Origin of the sequence: Colwellia sp. RE-S-Sl-9, from assembly GCF_048296855.1 — a bacterium.
Lineage (GTDB): Bacteria > Pseudomonadota > Gammaproteobacteria > Enterobacterales > Alteromonadaceae > Pseudocolwellia.
This window is the reverse complement of record NZ_CP182631.1, coordinates 1220839-1243816: the sequence shown is the minus strand read 5'-3', so window position 1 is coordinate 1243816 and position 22978 is coordinate 1220839. Positions and strand designations below refer to the sequence as shown.

Below are 22978 nucleotides of genomic sequence, written 5' to 3'. Positions count from 1 at the left end.
TCATAGAACTATGTATTTATATCATTATTTTTCATGAATGAGCTTGCGTACAATTTGCTTATATCATTTATGAAAGGAAATAATACACATGGCAATTTTACACAATCTTGGTTTTTCACGCATTGGCGCTAAGCGCGAACTTAAATTTGAATTAGAGAAATTTTGGAAAAAAGAGATAACAGAAGCTGATTTAGAAACCACAGCATTAACCCTTAGACAAACCCATTGGAATAACCAAGAAGCTTTAGATTATGTGCCCGTTGGCGACTTTTCTTTTTACGATCAAGTATTAGATACCAGCTTTTTATTAGGTAATATTCCTGATCGAGTACAAGGTTTAGCAGGTAATTCGTTAGACAATTATTTTAGAATTGCACGAGGACGTTCGGCGAACGATAGTGCTTGTAGCTGTGTAAGTGCAGGCGAAATGACCAAATGGTTTGATACAAATTACCATTACATAGTTCCAGAGTTTTCAAGTAGTACAACTTTTGAATTGAATAGCGAACGCTTAGTTAGTCAAATTAAAGAAGCACAAGCGTTAGGTTATAAGGTTAAGCCGGTTATTTTAGGTCCTGTTTCATATTTATGGTTAGGTAAAGAAACCGATAACTCTGAAAAAATAAACTTACTTGAACAAATTTTACCGGTTTATCAACAGCTATTAAATAACATTGCTGCACTAGGCGTAGAGTGGGTGCAAATTGATGAGCCTATATTAGTTACCGAGTTAGACAATAACTGGCAACAAGCAATAAATACCACTTACAAAGTGTTAAGCCAGTGCGGTAGTAAAATTTTACTCGCTACCTATTTTGGTGAGCTAAAAGAAAACTTACCGTTAGTTTGTGAGTTACCTGTTGACGGTGTGCATTTAGATACGATTAACGCAAAAAGTGAAGTACAAAGCTTAATTGATAATATCAGTGAAGAAAAAGTTGTTTCTCTAGGTGTGGTTAATGGTCGAAATATTTGGAAAACAGATATTAATGCACTGTTAACTTGGTTAGAACCATTAGCTAAAAAGCTTCAAAATAGATTATGGGTAGCGCCGTCTTGTTCTTTATTACATGTGCCTGTTGATTTAACAAATGAAGTAAAACTTGATGCTGAGATAAAGAGCTGGTTGTCTTTTGCGATTCAAAAATTAGAAGAATTATCGTTAATACATCAGGTATTAAATAATGGCCGCGATGCTTATCAAACCGAGTTAGCATTAAATGCACAGGCAATACAAAGTCGAGAGCTTTCAAGCAGAGTAAATAATTCAGCTATTAAAGCTAAAGTTGCGGCTATTACACCAGCGCTTGCTTTAAGAAAGTCAGCTTATGCTGAACGTAGCCAACTACAACGCACTATTTTTAATTTACCTTTGTACCCAACCACAACCATTGGTTCTTTTCCTCAAACCGCTGATATTAGAAAAACCAGACAACAATTTAAGAAGGGTGAAATTAACCTAGCTCAATACACGGAATTTATGAAAAATGAAATATCGCAATGTATTGATATTCAACATGAATTGGGGCTTGATGTATTGGTGCATGGTGAACCTGAACGAAACGATATGGTTGAATATTTTGGCGAGCAGCTTGATGGCTATGCCTTTAGTGAAGCAGGTTGGGTTCAGTCTTACGGTTCACGTTGTGTGAAACCACCTATTATTTTTGGTGACGTTTCACGACCTAAAGCCATGACGGTAGAATGGACTAAATACGCACAATCGTTATCAACAAAACCAATGAAAGGCATGCTGACAGGGCCCGTGACTATTCTAAATTGGTCTTTTGTAAGAGACGACCAACCACGTTCAACTACTTGCTTACAATTAGCGTTAGCCATAAGAGACGAAGTGTTAGATTTAGAAAGTGCAGGCATCAACATTATTCAAATAGATGAAGCAGCATTAAGGGAAGGACTACCTTTAAGGCAATCGCAATGGTCGCAGTATTTAGATTGGGCGATACAGTCATTTAAAATTACTGCTAATGGTGTAAGCGATAAAACGCAAATTCATACTCACATGTGTTATTCGGAATTTAACGATATTATTGGTGCTATTGCTGATATGGATGCTGATGTTATTACTATTGAAACATCGCGTTCTAACATGGAATTGTTAGATGTGTTTGACGAATACAAATATCCAAATGAGCTAGGGCCTGGTGTATATGATATTCATACCCCTAATATTCAGTCAGAAAACTACATGGTTGAGTTGATTGAAAAAGCACAAAAGCGTATACCTGCAGAACGTTTATGGGTAAACCCTGATTGTGGCTTAAAAACAAGACAGTGGGAAGAAGTCAAACCGGCATTACATAACATGGTGAAAGCAGCTCAAATTTTAAGAGCTAAAGCAAGCTAAGCTCGGGATAAGCAAAGTTACTCAACCAGCTTTTTTACGCCTAACTCCGTTGAATTTATTACTAATCGCTAACATTCATTAACCCGAGTTGAGGTAAGTTAAGCTTTATTTAATGGTATTAGATAAATACGATTAGCAAAATATTTTAGCGAATGTTTTGCTATTTTCCTTATTATGAATTTTTTTTATGAAGTATCAGGTCTACTAAGGTGAGATAAAATATTAGCCGGAGGAGCTTATGTGTAGTTCACCAAAACCTAAAACTCAAGTTAAAGGCACAAAGACTGTAGGTGGCAGTATTTTGTCGAGTATATCTACTCAGAGCCGAATTCGATTTACAGAGCGAGCTAATTTAGCGCAAGAACGACGGGATCAAATTAAATTAGAAGAAAGGCAAAAAGCCATGCAGCTTAAAGCTATTCATAAAAGAAATGAAATGAGAATACTTAAAAAGAAACAAAGTCGTTTAAGTTACTGGTTACTAAGTGCCAGTTTGAAAGAAATCATTCAACTACTATTTTTGGGTAAATCTAAATCTATTTAACCTGAACTCAGTTTAAAAGATGTTTAACAAAATGAAATATAAAAAAATAGTTAACCTCAACTAGGGATAAGCAAAGTTACTCAACAAGCTATTTTTATGCCTAACTTCGTTGAATTTATTACTAATAGCTAGCTATTAGATAGAAAAATTCGCCTTGTTATACACAAAAATATCATTGTTGAGAGACTAATATAACTTAGGAAAACAACGATACAGATTAAGGTTTTTGATAAATAAGAATTTTAATTCATTATCTAACATTCATTAACCCGAGTTGAGGTTAGTTACTCGTTAATTTCTATACGGTTACGACCATTTCTTTTAGCTTGGTATAAAGCGTTATCTGCTCTGTTTAAAAAGCTATCTAATTGTTCTTTAGGTTTATAGGCAGTAATACCAAAACTGATAGTTACTTTAGGTTCTATACTACTGTTAAGCAGGTTTTCTTGAATGCGTTCAGCCGTATGTTTTGCACCTTCGATAGATGTGTCTGCCAGCATAATAATAAACTCTTCGCCGCCCCATCGACACACAGCATCACTTTCTCTTATATAAAGCTTACACGCTTGAGCAACATACTGAATAACTTTGTCACCCGTTAAATGTCCGTAAGTGTCATTAATATTTTTAAAGTGGTCTATATCGAGTAAAACTAAAGTGAGTGGCTGCTTTTTCCTTTTACACTGTTCAATATTATTTAATAAAATAGGTTCGAAGGCTTGTCGGTTAAGGAGTCCTGATAGCTTGTCGATAGTCGCCATTATCACTAATTTACTTTGATAACGATTAAAAGCAATATGGGCAATAATTAATACACCTGCAGTAACCAGTAAACTGAGTAATATATTTATAATAAAAGCTTTGGTGAGCTCTTTCTCACTGTCTAGCACTCCCTGTTCTACAATTAAATACCAATTAAATTCTTCAATAAAACGGCTATTAAGATAAATTTTATTACCTTCATTTTGATAATGTATTGAGTTGGATGGAGTATTGAGAATAAATTCTGCGAGTTTACTGTTATTTAGTCGTTTTGAAAGTTGTAACTCGTTTTTAAAATTATCACCATGAAGCGTTATATCGCCTATTTTATTAATAAAATAAACGGTACGTTGGTAGCGTTGTTGGTAACTTTCGATGAGTTGTTTTACGGTATTTAAAGCCAGCCCAACTCCGGTAACACCAATAAAATTATTGTTATAATCGTATACTTTGTAATTGACAAAAACCGTCATGTTATTTGGATCAGCGGTGTCGTGATCGATATTTATTTCATAGTCTTGCGTGCTAGGTGTGTTTTTAAAGGAGAAATACCAATTATCTTGCGGATCGTTTTTTGATACTTTTTTAAGTATGCCTTTAGGGTGGTAATAGTTGCCACTTGCATTACTGACAAAATAGCTGGTTACAATATGATATTTGGTTTGAATTTCTTTTAAATATTTTACGACTTTTTCGGGATTATTTTCTCCATTTAATTTCCAATCACGAACAAAGGTGTCTTGTGCCATGAGTGACGAAATAAAAATAGGTCTAAATAAATCGTGTTGAATTTCAGAGTAAATATTGTCGCTAGTTAGGGGGAGTGAATCAGTTGAAATATGTTTTTCTATTGAGCTGCTCGCTACTTGATAACTTAACCAACTTGTTACAAGAAAGCCAGACAGTATTAAAATAGCGAGAAGGGAGCTAAAGTCTTTTTGTCTTTTGAGCATTAAGTATCCAAAGCAGTTAAAAAAACGCTATTCTGCAGGAATAATGCTCAAATACAAGAGAGAAAAATAAAAAATTAATTATTGAGTATTAATTTTCTATTCATTTGTACCCATACCTAATATGTAGTTTCAGGACGTCTGAGTGAATCTTGCCTCTTGATTAGTAACGGGTATAGGTAAACAATAAGCTTAAGTAAGTGATTTAAAGCTTGTTGATTATGCTAATTAATTCTTCATTTAATACTGTGTTGGTTAATTTTCCTGTTTCACTATCAAAATTATCGTAGAAACTCGGTACCGATAACGATCCTACAATATTAGCTTCAAAATGTGGTGCTGATGTTAATGCGCTATTTAAAACGTTTTTTGCGCCTCCTGGACCTGGTGATGTCGCTAAAGCAATTACGGCTTTGTTTTGATAAAGTTTTTGGTTTATTCTTGAAGTCCAATCAAATAAGTTTTTAAATGCCGCAGTATAAGTTCCATTGTGTTCTGCATAAGAAATAATAATAGCGTCTGCTTCTCCTATTTTTTGATAGAAGTCTTTTGCTTGCTGTGGCTGCCCGAGATCTTTTTCTCTGTCTTCACTAAAAATAGGCATTTCATAATCGTTTATATCAATAATTTCAATTTCTGCATTTTCAACTAAATTAGCGGCATACGTTGCTAATTTTTTATTAATAGAATTTTTACTGTTACTGGCTGCAAAGGCTAATAGTTTCATTATATTTTCTCTTTTCAATATGGTTATTTATATGGTTAAAAAGGTGATTAATTATTATTTAAAATACAAGTTTTGTTGCTATAAAGTTATTCTATATAGTTTCTATATAAAGATTAATGGGTTTAATGTGTAAACATTATTTCCAAATGACTTTTAATTGATTGGTGGTAGCGCTATTATTTTCTCATGAGAAAATAATAGGTTTAAGCATGAATAACAATCTTAATTTATTTGATGGCGTGGTGTTATTTACACAGGTAGTAAACAGTGGGGGATTTACCGCTGCGTCACTTATTAATGGCCATTCAACCTCATTTATTAGTAAAGAAGTTAATAAATTAGAATCGCGTTTAGGCGTAAGACTATTAAGTAGAACCACACGAAAAATAAGTTTAACACCAGAAGGGCAGGCGTTTTATCAACAATGTGAGCAAATGATCATAGATGCTGAGCAAGCTTTAGGTATTATTAATCAAGCGAATATTGAACCGAAAGGTGTGCTTAAAATAAGTTGTCCTATAGGATACGGGATGACTCATTTACAGTCTTCTCTTATGGAATATTCAAGGTTGTATCCTGATGTTAAATTAAATCTTGATTTTAACGACCGTAAAGTTGATGTTATTCAAGAAGGTTATGACCTTGCCATAAGGGCAACGCAATATTTAGAAGACTCAAGTTTAGTCTGTAAAAAAATAGCAACTTATAAAGCGTATACGGTTGCCTCTCCTCAATATTTAAAGCTACACGGAACACCACGAAAACCAGAAGATTTATCAACACATAAGTGTCTTAGCTACAGCAACCTTAAAAACCCGACTAAATGGAAATTTGAAACCCTAAGCGGGGAGGTTGTTCAAGTTGATGTGCCTGCCACTATATTGTGTAATAACGCTGAAATGGAATTGGCTATGGTATTACAAAATAAAGGTATAAGTCGTTTACCTGAGTTTTATATGGAAAAAGAGCTGAAAGAAAACAAAGTGGTTGTTTTGTTTGAAGATTTTAAGCAGGTTAATATTGATATTTACGCGCTATATCCTAGCAGAAAACACCTATCGCCTAAAGTTAGAAAATTTTTAGATTTGTTGGTTGAGGGATAATTTCAATCGTATTTTAGACTTGTTGATAAATAATGCCGTATGAATTTTATGAAATATAAGTACTCGCAATATGCATTTTTATTGCTATTAGATAAAGGCTTTTGATTATACAAAAGCCTTTTTAGTGGACGTTTATAGTGGTTGTTTAAAGTACAGGTGCAGTACGTTTACCTGAGTCTCTAATTTGCCAATATTTATTAAACATGGCTGTTACACGTTCTTTATAAGCCGATTTATTTACTAAGTTATTTTTTTCTTGAGGGTCATCTTTTAAATTATACAAAGCATGTATTTTACGTTCGGTTACGTTTCTGTTTGTTTGAATGATAATTTTCCAATCGCCTTCTCTCATCATAAGCTCTTTATTACTACCTGCTTGTTGCATTAATAGTTTACGTTCTTGGAAAGGTTGCCCTAAAAGTGTTGGTAATAAATTCCATGAATCTTTCGCTTGCTTCTCGTTTAATTTTACTTGGGTTAATGCAGCAATCGTTGCAACAATATCGGTGCCGTTAACTAAAGTGTTATTTACTGAACCTGCTTTTATTTTGTTAGGCCATACAGCAATAAATGGTACTCGGTGTCCACCTTCTAGAGCGGAGTTTTTTCTTCCGCTGTAAGGGCCTGATGAAAAATGACCTGCTTTTTGTTCAAATGGATTACCTATACCACCATTATCAGAAGTAAATATAATCAATGTATTATCATACTGATTTGTATCTTTTAACGTTTGAATGATTTGTGCCACTTCAATATCAAGAACACGGTTCATGTCTAAGTGATTTGTTGGGGTTGTGCCTGCTATTTTAATACCGTTAATTTCTTGAGGGGGTGTATGCGGTATATGTACAGCAGGGCTCCAGTAGTTTAATAGAAAAGGTTTTTTTCCTGCATTACGCTTTATAAAGTCAGTGGCTTTTTCTGCTAATAACATATTAAGTTTACGAGCATCCCAGTGGCTTTCTCCCATTCCAGGGCCTTTATCTGAAACAAACTTTTTGTCTAATGCGCTATTTTCATCTACATAAGCAATTTTTGAATCTTTGTTAAGTGGATACCATACTGAATTTTCATAAGCCAAATACATAGGGCCTTGAACACCAGAAGGAACCGTAAAGTCGTAATCAAAGCCTATTTCTTTAGGATTTCCTGCAATCCAACGGCTTACGTCAACCACTTTAGTTTTAGGGCCACCTTTTGCACCGCTATGTTGAGTACCGTCTTTTCTATTAAAGGTTCCTCCCATATGCCACTTGCCGATAAAGCCAGTGGTGTAACCTGCTTGTTTCCCTACACGGCCAATAGTTGCATCATCATCGGTAATAGCGGTTTTATCGAATGTGCTCCATACTCCCCATGGTTGGTATCCACGGTAGGTTGAATTACCACTCATTACTGAGTAGCGCGTTGGAGCACATAAAGCCGTAGGCGAATGAGCATCAGTAAATGACATACCTTGTGCTGCTAAGCTATCAATAGTAGGGGTTTCAGCTACAACAGGTTTATCACTGTATTGTCGATGAAAAGCACTAACATCACCTAAACCCAGATCGTCAGCCATAATAATAACAATATTAGGCTGTTTATTTTGTGCTGCTGATATTGTTGAAAAAGTACAACATAGGGTGATAAGTGTTAATTTTATTTGATGAGTAATCTTCATTTTTACCTAACTTATTAAATTATTTTTATTAAAGGATTATTGATAGTAGCAAGATGCATGATACAAAGTAATCTATATAAAATATGTGATTTATATATAAATTATCAGGTAAATAATATCATAAATAATTTAGAGGGTACTGATCTTTTAGCTTGAAGCTTTATGTAATGGGTATTTTATATGAGGGGATAAAGACGATATAAAAATTACTCGAGCAAAATCAATTCTTTATTGAATTTTTATAAAGCTAAGTTGATTAATTTAGCATTCAACTTAGTATAAAAAATTACTTTGAATTGATATCGCTCAAGTATTCTTACCTATGCATCTTCAGGGATAATGAGCATATTTTATTTTATTGTTTTACCATTCTTACTTGAATATAAAGCATTGGCTTTTACGTCGTTTAGAGTAACTATTTCACCATTACGCCATTGTATGCTGATGTTTTTAATTTGTTTTTCATCAGCTAAACCAAAATGTACTTTACTTAGTAAGCTTTGAGAGAATGATTCTCCGGCTGAACCAATTCGTTTGGTCAGTTGTTTACCTGAGGCTGTTGTTATTTTTACAACCGCAGAGTATGGATCTACATTTTGCTTAGGGCTATAACCCACATCAATTAATACATAGTTCCCTATATCAGGTGTATTGTTTTTATATAAATACCAGTGACCTTCTTCTTCACTGCCATTTAATAAATCAAGCTTACCGTCTAAGTCAAAGTCAAATGCTTGTCCCATGTCGCCATGACCCGGATCATTTGGATCTTTAGCTCCGTGGTAGGTGAGAGTTTCAAAAGAGTTATTACCGGTATTAATTAAGGCTAAATCGGCTATTCTTTCTTTTAAAAAACCATAGCGATATAAGAAAATGTCTTCAAAGCCATCATTATTTAAATCACCATGGGTAACTCCCCAATGGTCACCACCTTGTGGTAGGTTCCAGCTGGCTGGTGCATCAGTAAAAGTATCGCCTTGGTTTATTAATAATACGTCTTTCTCGTTACGGTTATTCGGCTTCCAGTCGTAGTCAATATCAGTCAAACCGGTTAATGAGAAGGTAACAGTCCAGTAAACGTTTTGTGTTCTAACCCATTCGGCTTTCCATTTTCCATTACCAATGTGCCCAATATACAAACCATTTTCTTTACGTTCTGTTGGCCATCCTTGTGCGCTAGCAGCTGATATGTCTAAAAAATCATCTGCTGTTTTCATTTCTTTTGGTAGTTGGCTAACTTGAAAGCCTTTTGCTTTCACTATTTTACGTTGTTTATTTTCGCCTAAGAATATGGCGTAACCACCATTATACTGACGATAGGTCAGCTCTAAGTCTGATAATTTAACGTTTCCTTTGGCATCAAAATTGATAACTGTTGTACCCGTTTCACCATCATCTCGTATATCTAATTTTTCTTTTTTCGGATCAAAATCAATTGATTTTCTTGATATTTGATAATGTGTTTTACCACGAGCAAAATAAAGATCTAATAAGCCGTCATTATTTACATCAAGGTTAGCAGAGGCAATAATGCCATCTTTTCCTCTGATAGAGTCAGGTAACCACTGTTTAGAAGCATCAGTAAAGGTTAAATCACCATTATTTATCCATAGTGAAGCAGGCGAGAACAATAAAACATCGTCTTTACCATCATGGTTAACATCAGTAATTAATGCGCGTTCCGAGTAAGCATCTTCTAAGCCTGCAATATTGATTTTTTTAAAAGTGCCATCACCATTATTAGTGAAAAATAATTGTTCTGGACCGTCATAATTGGGTGTTTTTGCGTTAAATAGAGCTACATCTAAATCACCATCAAGATCTAAATCTATCCAACGTGGTGAACGCCCCCTAGCTGGTGTTGTAATGCCTACATCAACAGAAACATTTTTAAATTCACCGTTGTCGTTTTTGAATAAGGAGTATGATGTTGGGCTAGTTCCATTAGCGCCACCTAAGGCTACCATTAAATCTAAATCACCATCGTTGTCATAATCACCAAAAGCTGAACCATGAAAATCTAATGGTCCAGGGAATAATCTTTTTATATCAACCGAATCGCCATTATTTGTTACTAATTGAGTAGGGATATGATTATGATTATTTAGTGCGAAATCGTAATCACCATCATTATCGTAATCACCAATTGATGGGCCACCATACTTGTAAGTTTTTTCTGTTTCAAAGCTTAATTCTTTTGAAATATCAGTGAATTGAGGTAAAGATAAATTATCTATATCTTCAAAGTGGATACTGTTGATTGTTATATTATTACTACGACCTGAAAAACGTAAATTTTGCTCACCTTTTTGATCAAAAATAACTAAAGCATTTAAAGTATGTGAACCTTGTGAAGGTATATCAAGGTTATCAACAAGTAGTTTGTTATTTGCATATAAACTTAAACTTCCATAATTTTTATCTACACTAACATTAATAATTATTTTTTTAATTAATGAACCATTTACTTGGTAAAGGGTTGAAAAGTCTTTTTGATTATTAATAAGAATTGGTTGAGTAACTAAATTATTAGTTTCTTTGTTTATGCTTGTTGTAGATTGATGTGCTGGCGGTAATACATTATTACAAGCGGAAATACCTAATATTGAAGCGCTTACTGCTAGGCAGATAAGAGTAGGCGATTTTATTTTTATATTCATTTTTAGTCCTTGATACATAGAATACTTTATTAAATTCGTTTTTTAGGGAGTTTGATAACGATTAATTTTTTAGAAAAGGCAAAGTGATTGATATGTAATTATTCTGTAATAAGTACACTATAGTCATACAACCCATGATCAAATTGCTATTAAATAGGGAAAGTAGTACGGCCTTTTGTAAAGGCGTTATTATATCAGCTTTTCTTTTGTTTTATATATACACTTGTTATTTTAAATATCAAGCTTGATGATGGCATTATGTGTTTTAGCAATTAAAGTCGCGAACTTGTGGTTAATTGCTACGGTTATTTATTATTAAACGGTTATTACTTCATATTTTCTTCGCTATCAAAACGAATATGTTGGGCTGGCTTTTTAATACTAATACCTAAGTTGTTTAAACAGGCTATTAGTGAATGAGTCATATGCGTTAATTCGTCTTTTTCTTTTGCATCTTCTAACGTGGCACTATCTTTAAACACGCAAATAATTTTTATACTTTGAGCAATGTTTGAAAAATTAACGGTGTGAGTCAGCCATTCAAAACCGCTAACCATAGTTTTAAATTCTTCACAGCATATCGTAAGGGCTTTAATTAATTCTTTCTCAAATTTTTTATCTTGTTTATTCATAGTTACCAGAGGAGCATTGTTTATAAAGAGGGGCGGGTGCATAGTAATTTCTTCAGCTAAAAACATCAATGAGATTAATGTTGTTTTGTAGTTAATAAAGCCTACTGGCAGGTTTTGTTAGTAGGCTTGTTGAATAGTACAACACGTGAACATCAAACGATTAGTCGGATTGATATTCATTTACGAACTTAATCAACTAAACAACCAGCGTCTTTAGTGGAAAATTACATAAGTTGTACCACCCAATTGCTATGGTCACTTTATGCGTTGACTCGCTAATCCTAATGCCTACTTCAAGTTCATAGATGATAGTTAAATGTTGTCTTTGTAAGATCACTTATGCTACAAAACGGTCTTAATTTAGGTGTAAATTTATCAAAATAAATAGTCTGCTTAGATATCAGACTGTGTGAAAACTATTTTTAATTGGCATAATTCAATAATATCAGAGAGAAAAGACTCTGTAGATTAAATCATGTTGTAAGTTTGGTGCCAAATTACTTATTAATTTACGTAGCGTGACATAAAAAATTTACGCTGGGAGTTTTCACACAGCCTGATGCGAAAGCGGACATTAACATCAATGGGTTTTCGAGCTGTTTTTAGTGTTCATTAGACGTTGAGCTACCTTCATCTTGATAGTCAACAAAGCCGCCTTTGTGGCAACACCATTCAGTTAAGCATGTTTTCGCTGAATGGTGTTGGCCTATAAATGGCACTCCATGCGCCAAAATAAGGTGGAAGGTCTCTCCATAGAATACCTGTTCGCATCTTATAAAGTATGGCTTAAAGCGTTTTTCTATATTCTGGTTTAGTATAAATCCGACCACTGAGGTGCATAGCTCTGGATAGGACATTCCACGTCTCATCTGTTAACATTAATCTAGGCATGTAGGTTTGGCATAAAGTTTTCTTGGCGAATTCAATTATACCTCATCTTCATTCCGTCTACTTTTTATACAGTAAAGTTCAACACGCCCTAGCACTAATGCTAGTCAGTTAAGAAGATTAATACATCTTTAATGCATACGATCTTGGTCGGTGCTTTACCTCCCTTCGATTAGTTCTCTCTAAATTGAAGGGAAATACTTATAAATAACTTATTCCCAGTAAGGGGTATTCCCAAAATATTCAGTAAAGTAATCGATAAAGGCTCTAACTTTTGGGGCAAGTAGCCTAGAACTAGGATAAACAGCCCAAATAGCCGTATCGCTAGCAAGAGGATATTCGTTAAGTATTTGGATGAGTTCTCCATTCTGTAGGTGTTTATAAACACTCCATTTAGAGCTTATGGTAATACCTAAACCATTAATACAAGCATCTCTTACAGCTTCCCCATTGTCGGTTCTTAAATTACCTTTAACTTTAATATTCACTTGTCCATTTGGGGTATGAAAGGCCCAGTCATCCAATCCCATTAATGTAATACATTGATGAAGATTCAATTCTTCTGGAAATTTTGGCTCGTCATTTTTTGCTAAATAAGTGGGCGATACACACAAAATTCGGTTGTCGGGCGCTAATTTTCGCGCAATTAAACTCGAATCCTTCAATTCAGAATTACGAATAGCAATATCAAACCCACCTTCAACTAGGTCAACAATGGTATCTGAGAGTTTTAAATCAACATTTAAGTCAGGGTATAACGTTAGAAATTTTGTTAGTGCAGGCAATATATGCATTCGTCCAAAAGAAGCAGGCGCAGCAACGCGTAATGTTCCTCTGGGGAATGCGTTACCCGCACCGACTGAAGCTCGTGCTGCTTCAATGCTAGAGATCACATCTTCTGCGTGTGGAAGAAAGGCTTCCCCTTCTTCCGTCAGTGATACTTTTCGAGTCGTTCGATGAATTAATCTAACACCTAACCCTGCTTCTAATTTATTGATATGAGAACTAGCTACTGCGGGAGATAACCTTAACTCGCTTCCCGCTAAGCTAATGTTATGTGTCGCTGCAATTCTAATAAAAAGTTTAAGATGTTCAATATTCATTATTATCAATAAAAACTATAAAGTGATTCTTTATTCAAGTCTATTATCAAAGCAACCAATAGTAAATATACTTACCTCATTAAATAACACCTATAAATAAATGACGTATCCAACAAGGAAAATCTCATGAAAGCAATGATTATAAAAAGTTTTGGCAGTTCAGAAGTATTTGAAGTAGCAGAGATAGCAAAGCCTGAAATTAAAGCGGGCCATGTTTTAGTTAATATTAAAGCGAGCAGTGTAAACACTGTAGATACCATGATACGTCTAATGGGTAATGATTTACCACTTGCACCACCATTACCCGCAGTCTTAGGAATGGACTTTGCGGGAATCGTTGAAGCTGTAGGCGAAGGTATTACTCAGTTTTCAGTTGGGGATGAAGTCTATGGTTGTGCTGGTGGGTTAGCCGATTTACCTGGGACCTTAACAGAATACATAGTGGCTGATGCTAATTTAATCGCTAGAAAAGCAAAAAATTTAACCATGCGAGAAGCAGCTGCAATTCCATTAGTAGGCATTACCGCTTACGAAGGATTAACGCGTTCAAATACAAGCAAAGGCCAAAATGTATTAGTACATGGTGGCTCAGGAGGTGTTGGGCATATTGCTATACAACTGGCTAACTATATGGGTGCTAATGTTTTTGCTACCGGTGGTGGTGACAAACAACTAGCATTAATTGAAGATCTTGGCGCAAAAGGCATTAATTACAAAAGTGAAACAGTTGAAGAGTACGTTGCTAAATATACCGCAGGTAATGGTTTTGATGTGGTATTTGACTCTGTTGGTGGCGAAAACATGACAAATTCATTTAACGCAGCATCGTTAAATGGGCAAGTTGCCTCAACGGTTGCTATGGTGGAATTAGATTTAAGTGTGGCACATTTCAAAGGACTTTCATTGCATGTTGTTTTTATGTTGATTCCTATGTTGCATAACTATAAACGTGAAGCCCATGCTCACATTCTTAATACATTAACTGAAATAGCTGAAGCTGGGGCTTTGCGTCCAGTGTTAGATGAGCAAAGCTTTAGTTTAGAAGAGGCTGGTAAAGCACACGATCGCCTTTCAAGTGGCCAAGGCATGGGTAAAGTGGTTGTAGAAATTTAAGGAGCTATTATCTTAAATTCAACATTTGAACATATTGGTTAAAGCCCTTTGGTGGGGTTGCCAGAGAGCCTTAATATAAAAAACATTAGGAAAAATGATGACTTATTATTCAATGATAGAAGTAACACCAACCGATGAAGATTGGATACCTGTTTATGTTGCTCCAACTAATGCCATAGTCACTAAACACGGTGGCAAGTATATTGCGCGAACAGCAAACCATGAACGCTTAGAGGGTGAAGGCGACAATGCAGCGCTTCGCGTTATTATTGAGTGGCCGTCGAAAGAGTCAGCAATAGCCTTTATGGAAGATCCTGAATATGCTCCTCACCTGAAAGCACGTACTGCAGGCTCGATTAGTCATCATTTTCTTATTGAAAGCGTTGATGCTTAGCCTAAGTTATTATTCGTCAGAATTGAATAAATTAACCATTTAATTCTGGCGTATTTTATTTCGGTAAACAGGCGAAAAAATGAATAAAAGTGGAGTTTTAAATGCAGTCCTCAATAGAACAAATGGATTTTGACTCGGTAAATCGAGGTTATAATCGTATTTTCAAACCTAACCGATTAAGTATTGGTTTAGTCATTCCGATAGAAAATTACGCTGATAGCAATGTGCCTACAATGGAAGATCATATTGAACGTATACAGCTCGCTGAAAGCTTAGGGTTTGCTTCAATATGGTTACGAGATGTTCCTTTCGACGTACCTACATTTGGTGACGCAGGACAAATATTCGACCCTTTTGTTTATTTGGGTCTGTTATCAGGTATAACGACTAACATTACCCTTGGTGTATCAAGCATTGTATTACCTATCAGGCATCCAGTTCATGTGGCTAAGGCCGCAGCAAGTGCCGATGTATTTTCAAAAGGACGATTAGTTTTAGGTGTTGCCTCTGGTGATAGGCCAGAAGAATATCCCGCATTGAATGAATCGTTTGACGATCGTGGTTATCGTTTTCGAGAAAGTTTTACTTACATAAACCAAATGTGGCAAGACAAACCACAGTTTGATAATCATTATGGACAGCTTAATGGCAGCATGAATATGTTACCTAAACCACTGTCAAAAAAGCTTCCTTTAATTGTTACGGGAAGTAGCCAACAAAATATGAGTTGGATTGCTGAAAATAGTTATGGTTGGATGACTTACCCAAGAAAGCTTGAAGATCAGTCTCATGTTATTAATAGTTGGCAACAAAAAGTGAAAGAGGCAGGAAGAACGGCTCAACCCGTAATGCAGCCACTTTATCTTGATTTGGCTGATGATCCAGACTTTCCCCCAACACCTATTCATTTAGGTTTTAGGATTGGAACTCGTCACCTTATCACCTATTTAACCTCGTTAGAAAACATAGGTGTTAATCACGTTGCACTTAACTTACGATTTAATCAATTGAATATTTCCGCAACGTTAAAACGTATTGCGGATGAAGTACTACCTAATTTCACTGCGTAACTTGTTACTATTTTAAGGGAAAACAACATGAAAAAAACAATCCTAATCACGGGTGCAACTGACGGCATTGGCTTAGAGGCTGCGAAACTTTTAGCGTCTAATGGGCATGATTTATTAATACATGGACGTAATGTTGAAAAGTTAAACTCAGTTAAGAACCTATTGGCTGCAATACCAAATGCAGGAAGCATCAAGGGTTATTTAGCGGATTTTTCTGTCTTTTCAGATGTCACAAAACTTGTCAATAATATTAAGAATGAACATAAAAATCTTGATGTACTTATCAATAATGCGGGGGTATTTAAGTCAAATAACTCAATGACACCTGAAGGATTAGATGTACGATTTGTAGTTAATACTGTTTCGCCATATATCTTGGCGCAAGAACTTTTACATTTACTTGGGAATTCAGGGCGAATTATCAACCTTTCTTCGGCCGCTCAATCGCCTGTAAATATCCTGGCATTACTTGGAAAAGTAAAACTGAGTGATATGGAAGCTTATGCTCAAAGCAAATTGGCTATTACCATGTGGAGTAAAGTACTTGCCGAAAAATTTGGCGAAAAAGGACCTACAATTATTGCCGTTAACCCTGGATCTTTACTCGCCTCAAAAATGGTAAAAGAGGGATTTGGTGTTGAAGGACAAGATTTAAGTATTGGCGCGGAAATATTGAAACGTATGGCACTAGAAGAAAGTGTTTCCCAACATTCAGGTCAATATTTTGATAACGATAGTGGGCAGTTTTCTCAGCCACACCCAGATGGATTAAACCTAAAAAAATCAGAAGAGGTTGTAGAAGCAATAGAAATTATTATGAATAAAGGCTAACGTTCTATTTTACTTTATGCTCATTACGTCATCGAATCTTTAATAGCTAAAACAAAGCTCGAATTATTTGATTGAAGTAATACCTCACCTAATGATTTTAATAACTCAACTTCAAGCTCACTAGCAACACTATCACTACCATCAAGGACTTGAATATTTATACTCGATTGCTTACTCATATATTCACCTAGTTAGAAAGCTAAAATATGTTGGCTAAAATTATCGCGGTACGAACGATGGTTAACTTGCCAATTATTTGTGTTATTTTCCGTGATTTATCGACACGTTCGATTTAGTGTTTATTTAAACCCAAAACGAGTGTAAATAAAATATAAACTAGAATATAACCTCTGTCTATTACTAAAAGTAAAGTATGTTATTTTTTATTTTTCTGGTTATTACTATGTTTTTATCTTTATTTTTTAATTATTAATCAGCGCTTACATATTTTGAAGTTAATGCTTTAGTAAAAAATAAAAACACTGCTGACAGGTTTTGTCAGGAGCCCTATCTCATAATACAACTCGTAAATATCAAACGATTAGTCGGATTGATATTTATTTACGAACTTAATCAAATTTAAATTAAAATAAAGGAAGTATTATGCAAGTTGTCGAAATTATTACATTTAAACCAAAAGCGGGTGTAAGCCATGATGAAGTGGTTGCAGTAAATAAATTAGCTTTAAAAGAAATAGAAAAAATTGAGGGCTTTGAATATCGTTCGTTATCTGTTGATGAAACGACTAATACATGGACTGATGTTATTTATTGGCAAAATAGAGAAGTACAAAAAAAGGCAGGTGAAATTTTTATGCAATCTCCTACCTGTAAAAAGCTGATGGATATTATTGAAAAAGAGTCGACGAGCATGCAGCTAGGCGATATTCTGTATTCAACGTGTACTGAAGCTGAAAACTGTGGCTAAAGCCGATCGATTATTAAAAATAATAACGCTACTAAAAGGACGACGCACTGTTATTACAGCGCGTCAACTTGCTGAAGTTGTTGAAACCTCTGAGCGAACTATTTATCGCGATATTCAGGTGTTGCTTGATACGGGCTTTCCTATTGAAGGTGAAGCTGGCGTTGGTTATCGGCTTCAACCTGGTTTTGAAATTCCACCTATTATGTTTACCGCAGAACAACTATTAGCTGTACAGCTAGGTTTAAAAATGGTGAAAGGGTGGACCGATAAAGACCTTGCCATTGCAGCTGAACAAGCAAGGCTGAAAATTGAAGCGGTGTTACCTGAACGCCTAAAACAAACGAACGTTGAAAATAGCTTATTAGTTCCGTCTTATTTTCTTGATTCATCAGCATCTGATTATTCGCTTACTATTCGTAAAGCTATAAAGCAAAATTTTGGTTTAACCATTGATTACATAAGAGCCGATGGCGAACATTCTACTCGCAGTATTCAACCTTTAGGTTTAGTGTTTTGGGGGCAAAAATGGACCTTAATATCATGGTGTTTATTACGGGAAAACTATCGTGAATTTAGATTAGATCGCATACAAAAATTAAACGTAGATGACGTGGTGATAACGCCTAACCCTAAGGTAAGTTTAGATAATTATTTATTACGATTAAAAAAACAGTATGCTGATTGTGAGGTGTTTAATGAGAAAAAGTAAAGCGTTACAGGGCCTGTTAAAAGTACACTCTACTTTTTCATATGTTTTAACTATTGAATTAATTAACGCTTAACTTGCCTTTGGCGTTTCTTCATACCAGTCAGTCATGTCGTCGTACATTTCACCTTTCATTAGATGATAAACCGATTTGTGGTAAATTTTTATATCATGAAATGGGTCTGTTAAAATTTTAGTAAACCATACCAAACCTGATTGAACGCCCATTAATTTAAATAGGTGTACGGTTCTAAATATTACGGCACCAAAACCTACTACTAACCAAATCATTGCCATGTTGTTGATGAAGCCCATTACTTCGGTGTGTTCTTGCATCATGCCGAAAAATGACGGTTCGAAAAATAAAATAACAGGAATTAAGGCCCAGATAGAAAGTAGCACGACTTTACGTTGTAAGTTGTAGCCGACTTTTACACTTTCTTTATGTTCGTGCGTGGCTTGGTTTACTTGGTCGTAGGTTTTAGGTTCAAAAAAGAAATGGCCTGTTTGACGAAGTGTCATTGCCAGTAACCAACCTACTAAAGCGGCGGCGGCAGGGTAGTAAAATACCAATACGTAACTTGCTAAAAAACAACAAGCGCTTAGCAAATGTAAAAACTGGTTGATGCGGTTGTGGTGATAAAAACGGTGATCATCCCAGCGTTGTTTTTGTAGTTCGTCGTAAAATTTCATAAGTTTCCCATTTATAAAGTAAGTGAATAAAGTTAGTTTATGTTTTTAATGCAATGTGTTGTTTTAAAGCTTTACTGTGTTACTGCACTTGCCGTTGTTTTAGTGTTTTCTGTTGAGTTATTTCCTTTATTTTTTGTGTCAGACATTTTGTGGCCACTTAACAAGGCTTGTCCCATATTTACACGTTGCCCATTTTCTATGCCTTCACAAAACGTATAGTTTTTTGTGGCGAATAAAATAATGGTTGAGCCGTGTTGAAAATATCCCATTTCGTCGCCTTTACTAAAACGAGCATTACAATGAATGTAATTAGGCCCTTTGTATTTAATGTCTAAGGGTTTAGGTAAGAAGTTAAATTTCATGCAGGCCACTAAAATTGCAGCAACAGGTACTAAAGTTATGCTGTTATCTGGATCGTCTGTTTTAAGTTCTATAACGGCGCGTTCGTTTTTACAAAATAGGTTTTCAACACGCTTTAATGCAATAGGGTTCACATTCCATGTATCGCCTGAAATGTAATTCACCTTTTTAACTGAGCAATCTACGGGGGCATGAAAACGGTGATACATGCTTGATTTAAGCCTAAGAGTGATAAATTTTCCGTCACGGTATTTATTAATTAAATGAAAGTCAGGTATTAGGTCATTTAATTCGTACGGAAAGCCTTTTGCTTGAAACACCTTAGTGCCTTCAATATTTCCACATGCGCCAACAATGGCATCGCAAGGACTGGTGACTATGTTTTCGTCAGAATCTATTGGGCGTAAGCCGTCTTTCAACTCGCGCGTAAAGCAGTCTTGTAGGCTTTTAAATCGTTGCTTTTTTGCGTCATTTAATTGTAAGTCGTCGGAAAAAGCAGCCCAAAGCGCGATAGATACTTTAGTTAATATGGGGTTTTCTATTTTACTGTACCACCCCATAAATTGTGTTAACCAACGTCTTGGAATACGGTTGGTAATTAAAAAATTTAATTGTTCTTTTGTGGTTAACGTGTGAGTGAACTTTGTTGTTACTTTTGTCATGGAGTTAGGCAACCGTTTTCTCTTGGGCGTATGCGTTTTCAGATGAACTGTACTGAGGTTCAGCGTCAGCTTTGGTGGTGGTGTGCGTGTTATGTTTATTTGTTGGATATCCCGATGGAATATCTAAACCTAAGTCACACATAAACTGATGCATAATAGGTTCTGCTTGATATTCTGAAGCTCTTATTAAAGCATTGTTTTTCATTACATTACGTTGTGTGTTGTTGCTGTAAAACTCCACTACTTTGTTCGCCATTTCATTAATATTTTCAACTAAATAACCATTTTTGTTATGTTGAATAATATCTTTTGGCCCTTTGCAGTTATAAGCGAGTGTTGGCATACCGTGCACAAAAGACTCTAAAATTACGTTGCCAAAGGTGTCAAACTTTGACGGAAATATGAATAAGTCGAGTGTTAAGTACAGGGTTGAAAGTTGCTCTTTACTTTGCCATCCTAAAAATAGCGCTTCAGGCAGTTTGTCTTGTAGCTCTTCAGTTGCAGGGCCCGAGCCCGCTATAACAAGGCGTAAATCAGGTATGGCTTGTTTAGCTTTTTCGAGTATTTTGGGTAAGTCGAATAAGCCTTTTTCTTTGCTGACTCTACACGCAATAAATAAAATAGGTGTGTCGTCTGTAGCATCGGCAAACAGGTCAGATTTTTTCATGGGCTTGGCATTAGCATTTCTTGGCTGTGTATGGTGTGCAGTTAAAAATACCTTGCTGGGTTCTAGCTGCATTTCATGATCCGTTAGCCATTCTTTATGCTCGCTGTTTAATACAAAAATACCGTCGTATCTATTATATAAAGCACGTAATAAACGGCGTACTCGGTCGCGTTCGTATTGTGTTAAGTCAGTGCCGTGCTTGATAAAGTCGATCCAATCGGTGTGCATAAAAAAGTAACAAGGCACATTAAACATTTGTTGAATAAACAACGACACAACTGCCATAGGCCCTTCGGTAGAGCAAATAATACGGTCGTAACCGCCTTCGTAAAATATACGCGCTATTTCCATTAAGTCAGGAATACGTATTTCTTGATCGCCATAATGAGGAACCGAAAACGTTGAAATAGGACGCACTACATAAAGGTGTGGTTCTGGTGCAATATCGGTATGACAAATTAAAAAGTCGATAGGTAAATCGGCTTTTTGAATTTCTTTTAACTTGCCTGATAACGAGTTGGATACACCATTTTTATCGCGTAATGTATCGGTTAAATACAAGGCTTTATTTTGATGGCGATTTTTACCTAAGTGGTCAGCAAAACCATTTAATAAATTACGGTTTTGGTATAAAACACGTGTAGACGCTAAAGTTGCTCCGGCTAAAAAAGTACTAATAAGTAGTGGAAATGAAAGGTGGTCGAGCAGCTTTTCAACCTTCACATTACTCATGTTGTCTTTTTTTACGTTGTTACCAAAAAATAGTGCTGTAAGTTGGCTAGGTACTTCAAATTTACGGGTTATTGCTTCGGTAGAAATATTAGTTAGTTTAGGGCCTTTGTTATGGTTAATAGTTTCTTCGATTTTAGTGGCCATTAATTTGTTTAAATACGCGAATAACTTGCCAATAACATCGTTAACGGTACTTACAAATTCTTCTGGAGATTTATGTTTACTGTCGGCTATTTGTTCTAAATAATTAAAACAAAAACGATAGTTTTTAGAGGTTTGCCATTTAATGAGTTTGTTGGGTTTTTTACCTTGAAGTGCGTCATGAATAAACTGGAAGAACTTCATCGCTTTTTTGTTTTTTTGCATTTCTAACAAAAAGTTACTTACTACAAAACAACCTATTTTGTCCCATGCTGAACCTCTGTGCAGCATTATGCGTAATAAGCCGGGGTCGGTTATTTTGGTTGCCACTTGCGAAAAATAATCGAGCAGGGCGATATTGAGCTTTTGGTTTTCACCTATTTGACCAAAAGGCGATACGTTGCCTTCTCGTAGAGCTTCAAGAGCGAGAGCAGAAGGTTTTTCGGTTTCTAACCTTTTAGCTAAATTAGGAATATAAAGATTTGAGCCACATTGCCCTGCAAAAATACCTGTATGGTCGTCGGAACCCCCCGTTAAAATTTTAGGTTTGTTGGGATCAACCGCAAAATCAAAAGGGTTTAAGTTGTGTTTTTTAGCGTACGAGAGTATTTTTTCTGCCGTTAAACTTTGCGCCCAATTTAAGGTCAGTACACTTTGCCATAAATCGCGCTGACCATTTAACACTTCAAAGCGTTGAAACATTACCGCGAGCTTTTCAAATAATGAGAGATCTATTTTTTCATTTTTAGTATAAAAATAGAGTGGGTGAGGCATTATTACCGGAATGTCGGCTTGTGCGGTGTAACGAAGAAAGTCATAAATATTTTGACGTTTTTCGTTTAACTCAACTTCTTGTTCTTTAGTAAAGCCATAAGTTAATACATGAATGTATAACTCGTATTCAGGAAAGTAACAGGTAAATTCGGCGGCAACTAAAACATCAATACCTTGGTCTAGTAGCTTCCAACATGAACGCGCATTATTATGGTTACTTACTGTGATCACATCCATGTTGTTCTTTTTAAGTAAGCTCACGAGCTCTTTTGTTTTTAGCCATGTTTCAGGTAAACGTAATATACGGCCCCACAATTCATCGGGCACGTCGCTGTTATGGTCATGGCAATGTAAATCTATTTTTAAACAGTTTTCACTGTCGAATCGATTGATTTGAGAATCTAAGTAGTCGTTGTATTCGTTTTGTAACGACTCCCTGAAATTACTTTTGGTAACGTGCTTCTTTAATGGTTGCTCTTTATTTATGGCGTCAGTGATTTGAAGCATA

General features: G+C 35.5%; 19 protein-coding genes and 1 pseudogene. 9 read left to right on the top strand and 11 right to left on the bottom strand.

Features of this window, described 5'->3' with window-relative positions:
* The first annotated feature begins 88 nt into the window (after positions 1-88).
* Together metE and ACM9HF_RS05350 are read left to right on the top strand one after the other, a co-directional pair.
* Complete coding sequence (metE, locus tag ACM9HF_RS05355) at positions 89-2368, top strand: 5-methyltetrahydropteroyltriglutamate--homocysteine S-methyltransferase (protein WP_473615236.1); 2280 nt, start codon at positions 89-91, stop codon at positions 2366-2368.
* Positions 2369-2606: 238 nt separating this feature from the next.
* Positions 2607-2912, top strand: a complete 306-nt coding sequence (locus tag ACM9HF_RS05350) for a hypothetical protein (RefSeq protein WP_473615232.1) — start codon at positions 2607-2609, stop codon at positions 2910-2912.
* A 284-nt stretch (positions 2913-3196) separates the two neighbouring features.
* Here ACM9HF_RS05350 and ACM9HF_RS05345 read toward each other — a convergent pair whose 3' ends face one another.
* Entirely contained in the window at positions 3197-4627 is a 1431-nt protein-coding gene (locus ACM9HF_RS05345; protein WP_473615228.1) for a sensor domain-containing diguanylate cyclase, read from the bottom strand.
* Positions 4628-4829: 202 nt separating this feature from the next.
* Positions 4830-5351, bottom strand: a complete 522-nt coding sequence (locus ACM9HF_RS05340; protein WP_473615224.1) for an NADPH-dependent FMN reductase — start codon at positions 5349-5351, stop codon at positions 4830-4832.
* A gap of 209 nt (positions 5352-5560) precedes the next feature.
* Here ACM9HF_RS05340 and ACM9HF_RS05335 point away from each other — a divergent pair, with 209 nt between their 5' ends.
* Positions 5561-6454: a LysR family transcriptional regulator gene (locus ACM9HF_RS05335; protein WP_473615220.1), complete on the top strand. Its 894-nt coding sequence runs from the start codon at positions 5561-5563 to the stop codon at positions 6452-6454.
* Positions 6455-6599: 145 nt separating this feature from the next.
* Here ACM9HF_RS05335 and ACM9HF_RS05330 read toward each other — a convergent pair whose 3' ends face one another.
* The 5 genes and pseudogenes from ACM9HF_RS05330 to ACM9HF_RS05310 all read right to left on the bottom strand — a co-directional run bounded on the left by ACM9HF_RS05330 (position 6600) and on the right by ACM9HF_RS05310 (position 13400).
* Positions 6600-8117 (bottom strand): sulfatase family protein, encoded by a 1518-nt coding sequence (locus tag ACM9HF_RS05330; protein ID WP_473615216.1) that lies wholly within the window; start codon positions 8115-8117, stop codon positions 6600-6602.
* Positions 8118-8467: 350 nt separating this feature from the next.
* On the bottom strand, positions 8468-10777 hold the full coding sequence (locus tag ACM9HF_RS05325; protein WP_473615212.1) for a CRTAC1 family protein: 2310 nt from the start codon (positions 10775-10777) through the stop codon (positions 8468-8470).
* Positions 10778-11103: 326 nt separating this feature from the next.
* Entirely contained in the window at positions 11104-11409 is a 306-nt protein-coding gene (locus tag ACM9HF_RS05320; RefSeq protein WP_473615209.1) for a Fis family transcriptional regulator, read from the bottom strand.
* Between the two features lie 705 nt (positions 11410-12114).
* Positions 12115-12300, bottom strand: a pseudogene (locus ACM9HF_RS05315) (transposase); the annotation flags it as partial.
* A gap of 209 nt (positions 12301-12509) precedes the next feature.
* Positions 12510-13400: a LysR family transcriptional regulator gene (locus ACM9HF_RS05310; protein WP_473615205.1), complete on the bottom strand. Its 891-nt coding sequence runs from the start codon at positions 13398-13400 to the stop codon at positions 12510-12512.
* A gap of 126 nt (positions 13401-13526) precedes the next feature.
* Here ACM9HF_RS05310 and ACM9HF_RS05305 point away from each other — a divergent pair, with 126 nt between their 5' ends.
* The 4 genes from ACM9HF_RS05305 (at position 13527) to ACM9HF_RS05290 (ending at position 16808) form a co-directional block, all read left to right on the top strand.
* A complete protein-coding gene (locus tag ACM9HF_RS05305) occupies positions 13527-14513 on the top strand; it encodes a zinc-dependent alcohol dehydrogenase family protein (RefSeq protein ID WP_473615203.1) in 987 nt (328 codons plus the stop codon).
* Between the two features lie 94 nt (positions 14514-14607).
* Positions 14608-14907 (top strand): DUF1330 domain-containing protein, encoded by a 300-nt coding sequence (locus tag ACM9HF_RS05300; RefSeq protein ID WP_473615200.1) that lies wholly within the window; start codon positions 14608-14610, stop codon positions 14905-14907.
* Positions 14908-15008: 101 nt separating this feature from the next.
* Entirely contained in the window at positions 15009-15977 is a 969-nt protein-coding gene (locus ACM9HF_RS05295) for an LLM class oxidoreductase (RefSeq protein WP_473615197.1), read from the top strand.
* Between the two features lie 27 nt (positions 15978-16004).
* On the top strand, positions 16005-16808 hold the full coding sequence (locus tag ACM9HF_RS05290) for an SDR family NAD(P)-dependent oxidoreductase (protein WP_473615194.1): 804 nt from the start codon (positions 16005-16007) through the stop codon (positions 16806-16808).
* A 23-nt stretch (positions 16809-16831) separates the two neighbouring features.
* On the opposite strand, the gene ACM9HF_RS05285 is transcribed toward ACM9HF_RS05290, so the two are convergent.
* The gene (locus tag ACM9HF_RS05285) at positions 16832-16987 is read right to left on the bottom strand and encodes a hypothetical protein (RefSeq protein WP_473615190.1); all 156 of its coding nucleotides are present in this window, start codon (positions 16985-16987) and stop codon (positions 16832-16834) included.
* Between the two features lie 424 nt (positions 16988-17411).
* On the opposite strand from ACM9HF_RS05285, the gene ACM9HF_RS05280 reads away from it, so the two are divergent.
* Positions 17412-17735 carry a hypothetical protein gene (locus ACM9HF_RS05280; protein WP_473615187.1) on the top strand — a complete coding sequence of 108 codons (324 nt, stop codon included), beginning with the start codon at positions 17412-17414 and terminating at the stop codon, positions 17733-17735.
* Complete coding sequence (locus ACM9HF_RS05275; RefSeq protein ID WP_473615183.1) at positions 17728-18444, top strand: helix-turn-helix transcriptional regulator; 717 nt, start codon at positions 17728-17730, stop codon at positions 18442-18444. Before ACM9HF_RS05280 ends, ACM9HF_RS05275 begins: the two co-directional genes overlap by 8 nt.
* Before the next feature lie 69 nt (positions 18445-18513).
* On the opposite strand, the gene ACM9HF_RS05270 is transcribed toward ACM9HF_RS05275, so the two are convergent.
* The 3 genes from ACM9HF_RS05270 to ACM9HF_RS05260 form a co-directional block, all read right to left on the bottom strand.
* Positions 18514-19134, bottom strand: a complete 621-nt coding sequence (locus tag ACM9HF_RS05270) for a hypothetical protein (protein ID WP_473615179.1) — start codon at positions 19132-19134, stop codon at positions 18514-18516.
* Between the two features lie 71 nt (positions 19135-19205).
* Positions 19206-20156 carry an archaetidylserine decarboxylase gene (gene asd / locus ACM9HF_RS05265; RefSeq protein ID WP_473615176.1) on the bottom strand — a complete coding sequence of 317 codons (951 nt, stop codon included), beginning with the start codon at positions 20154-20156 and terminating at the stop codon, positions 19206-19208.
* 4 nt (positions 20157-20160) lie between these two features.
* Positions 20161-22977, bottom strand: coding sequence for a glycosyltransferase (locus ACM9HF_RS05260; RefSeq protein WP_473615172.1), 2817 nt, complete (start codon positions 22975-22977; stop codon positions 20161-20163).
* Position 22978: the final 1 nt, after the last annotated feature.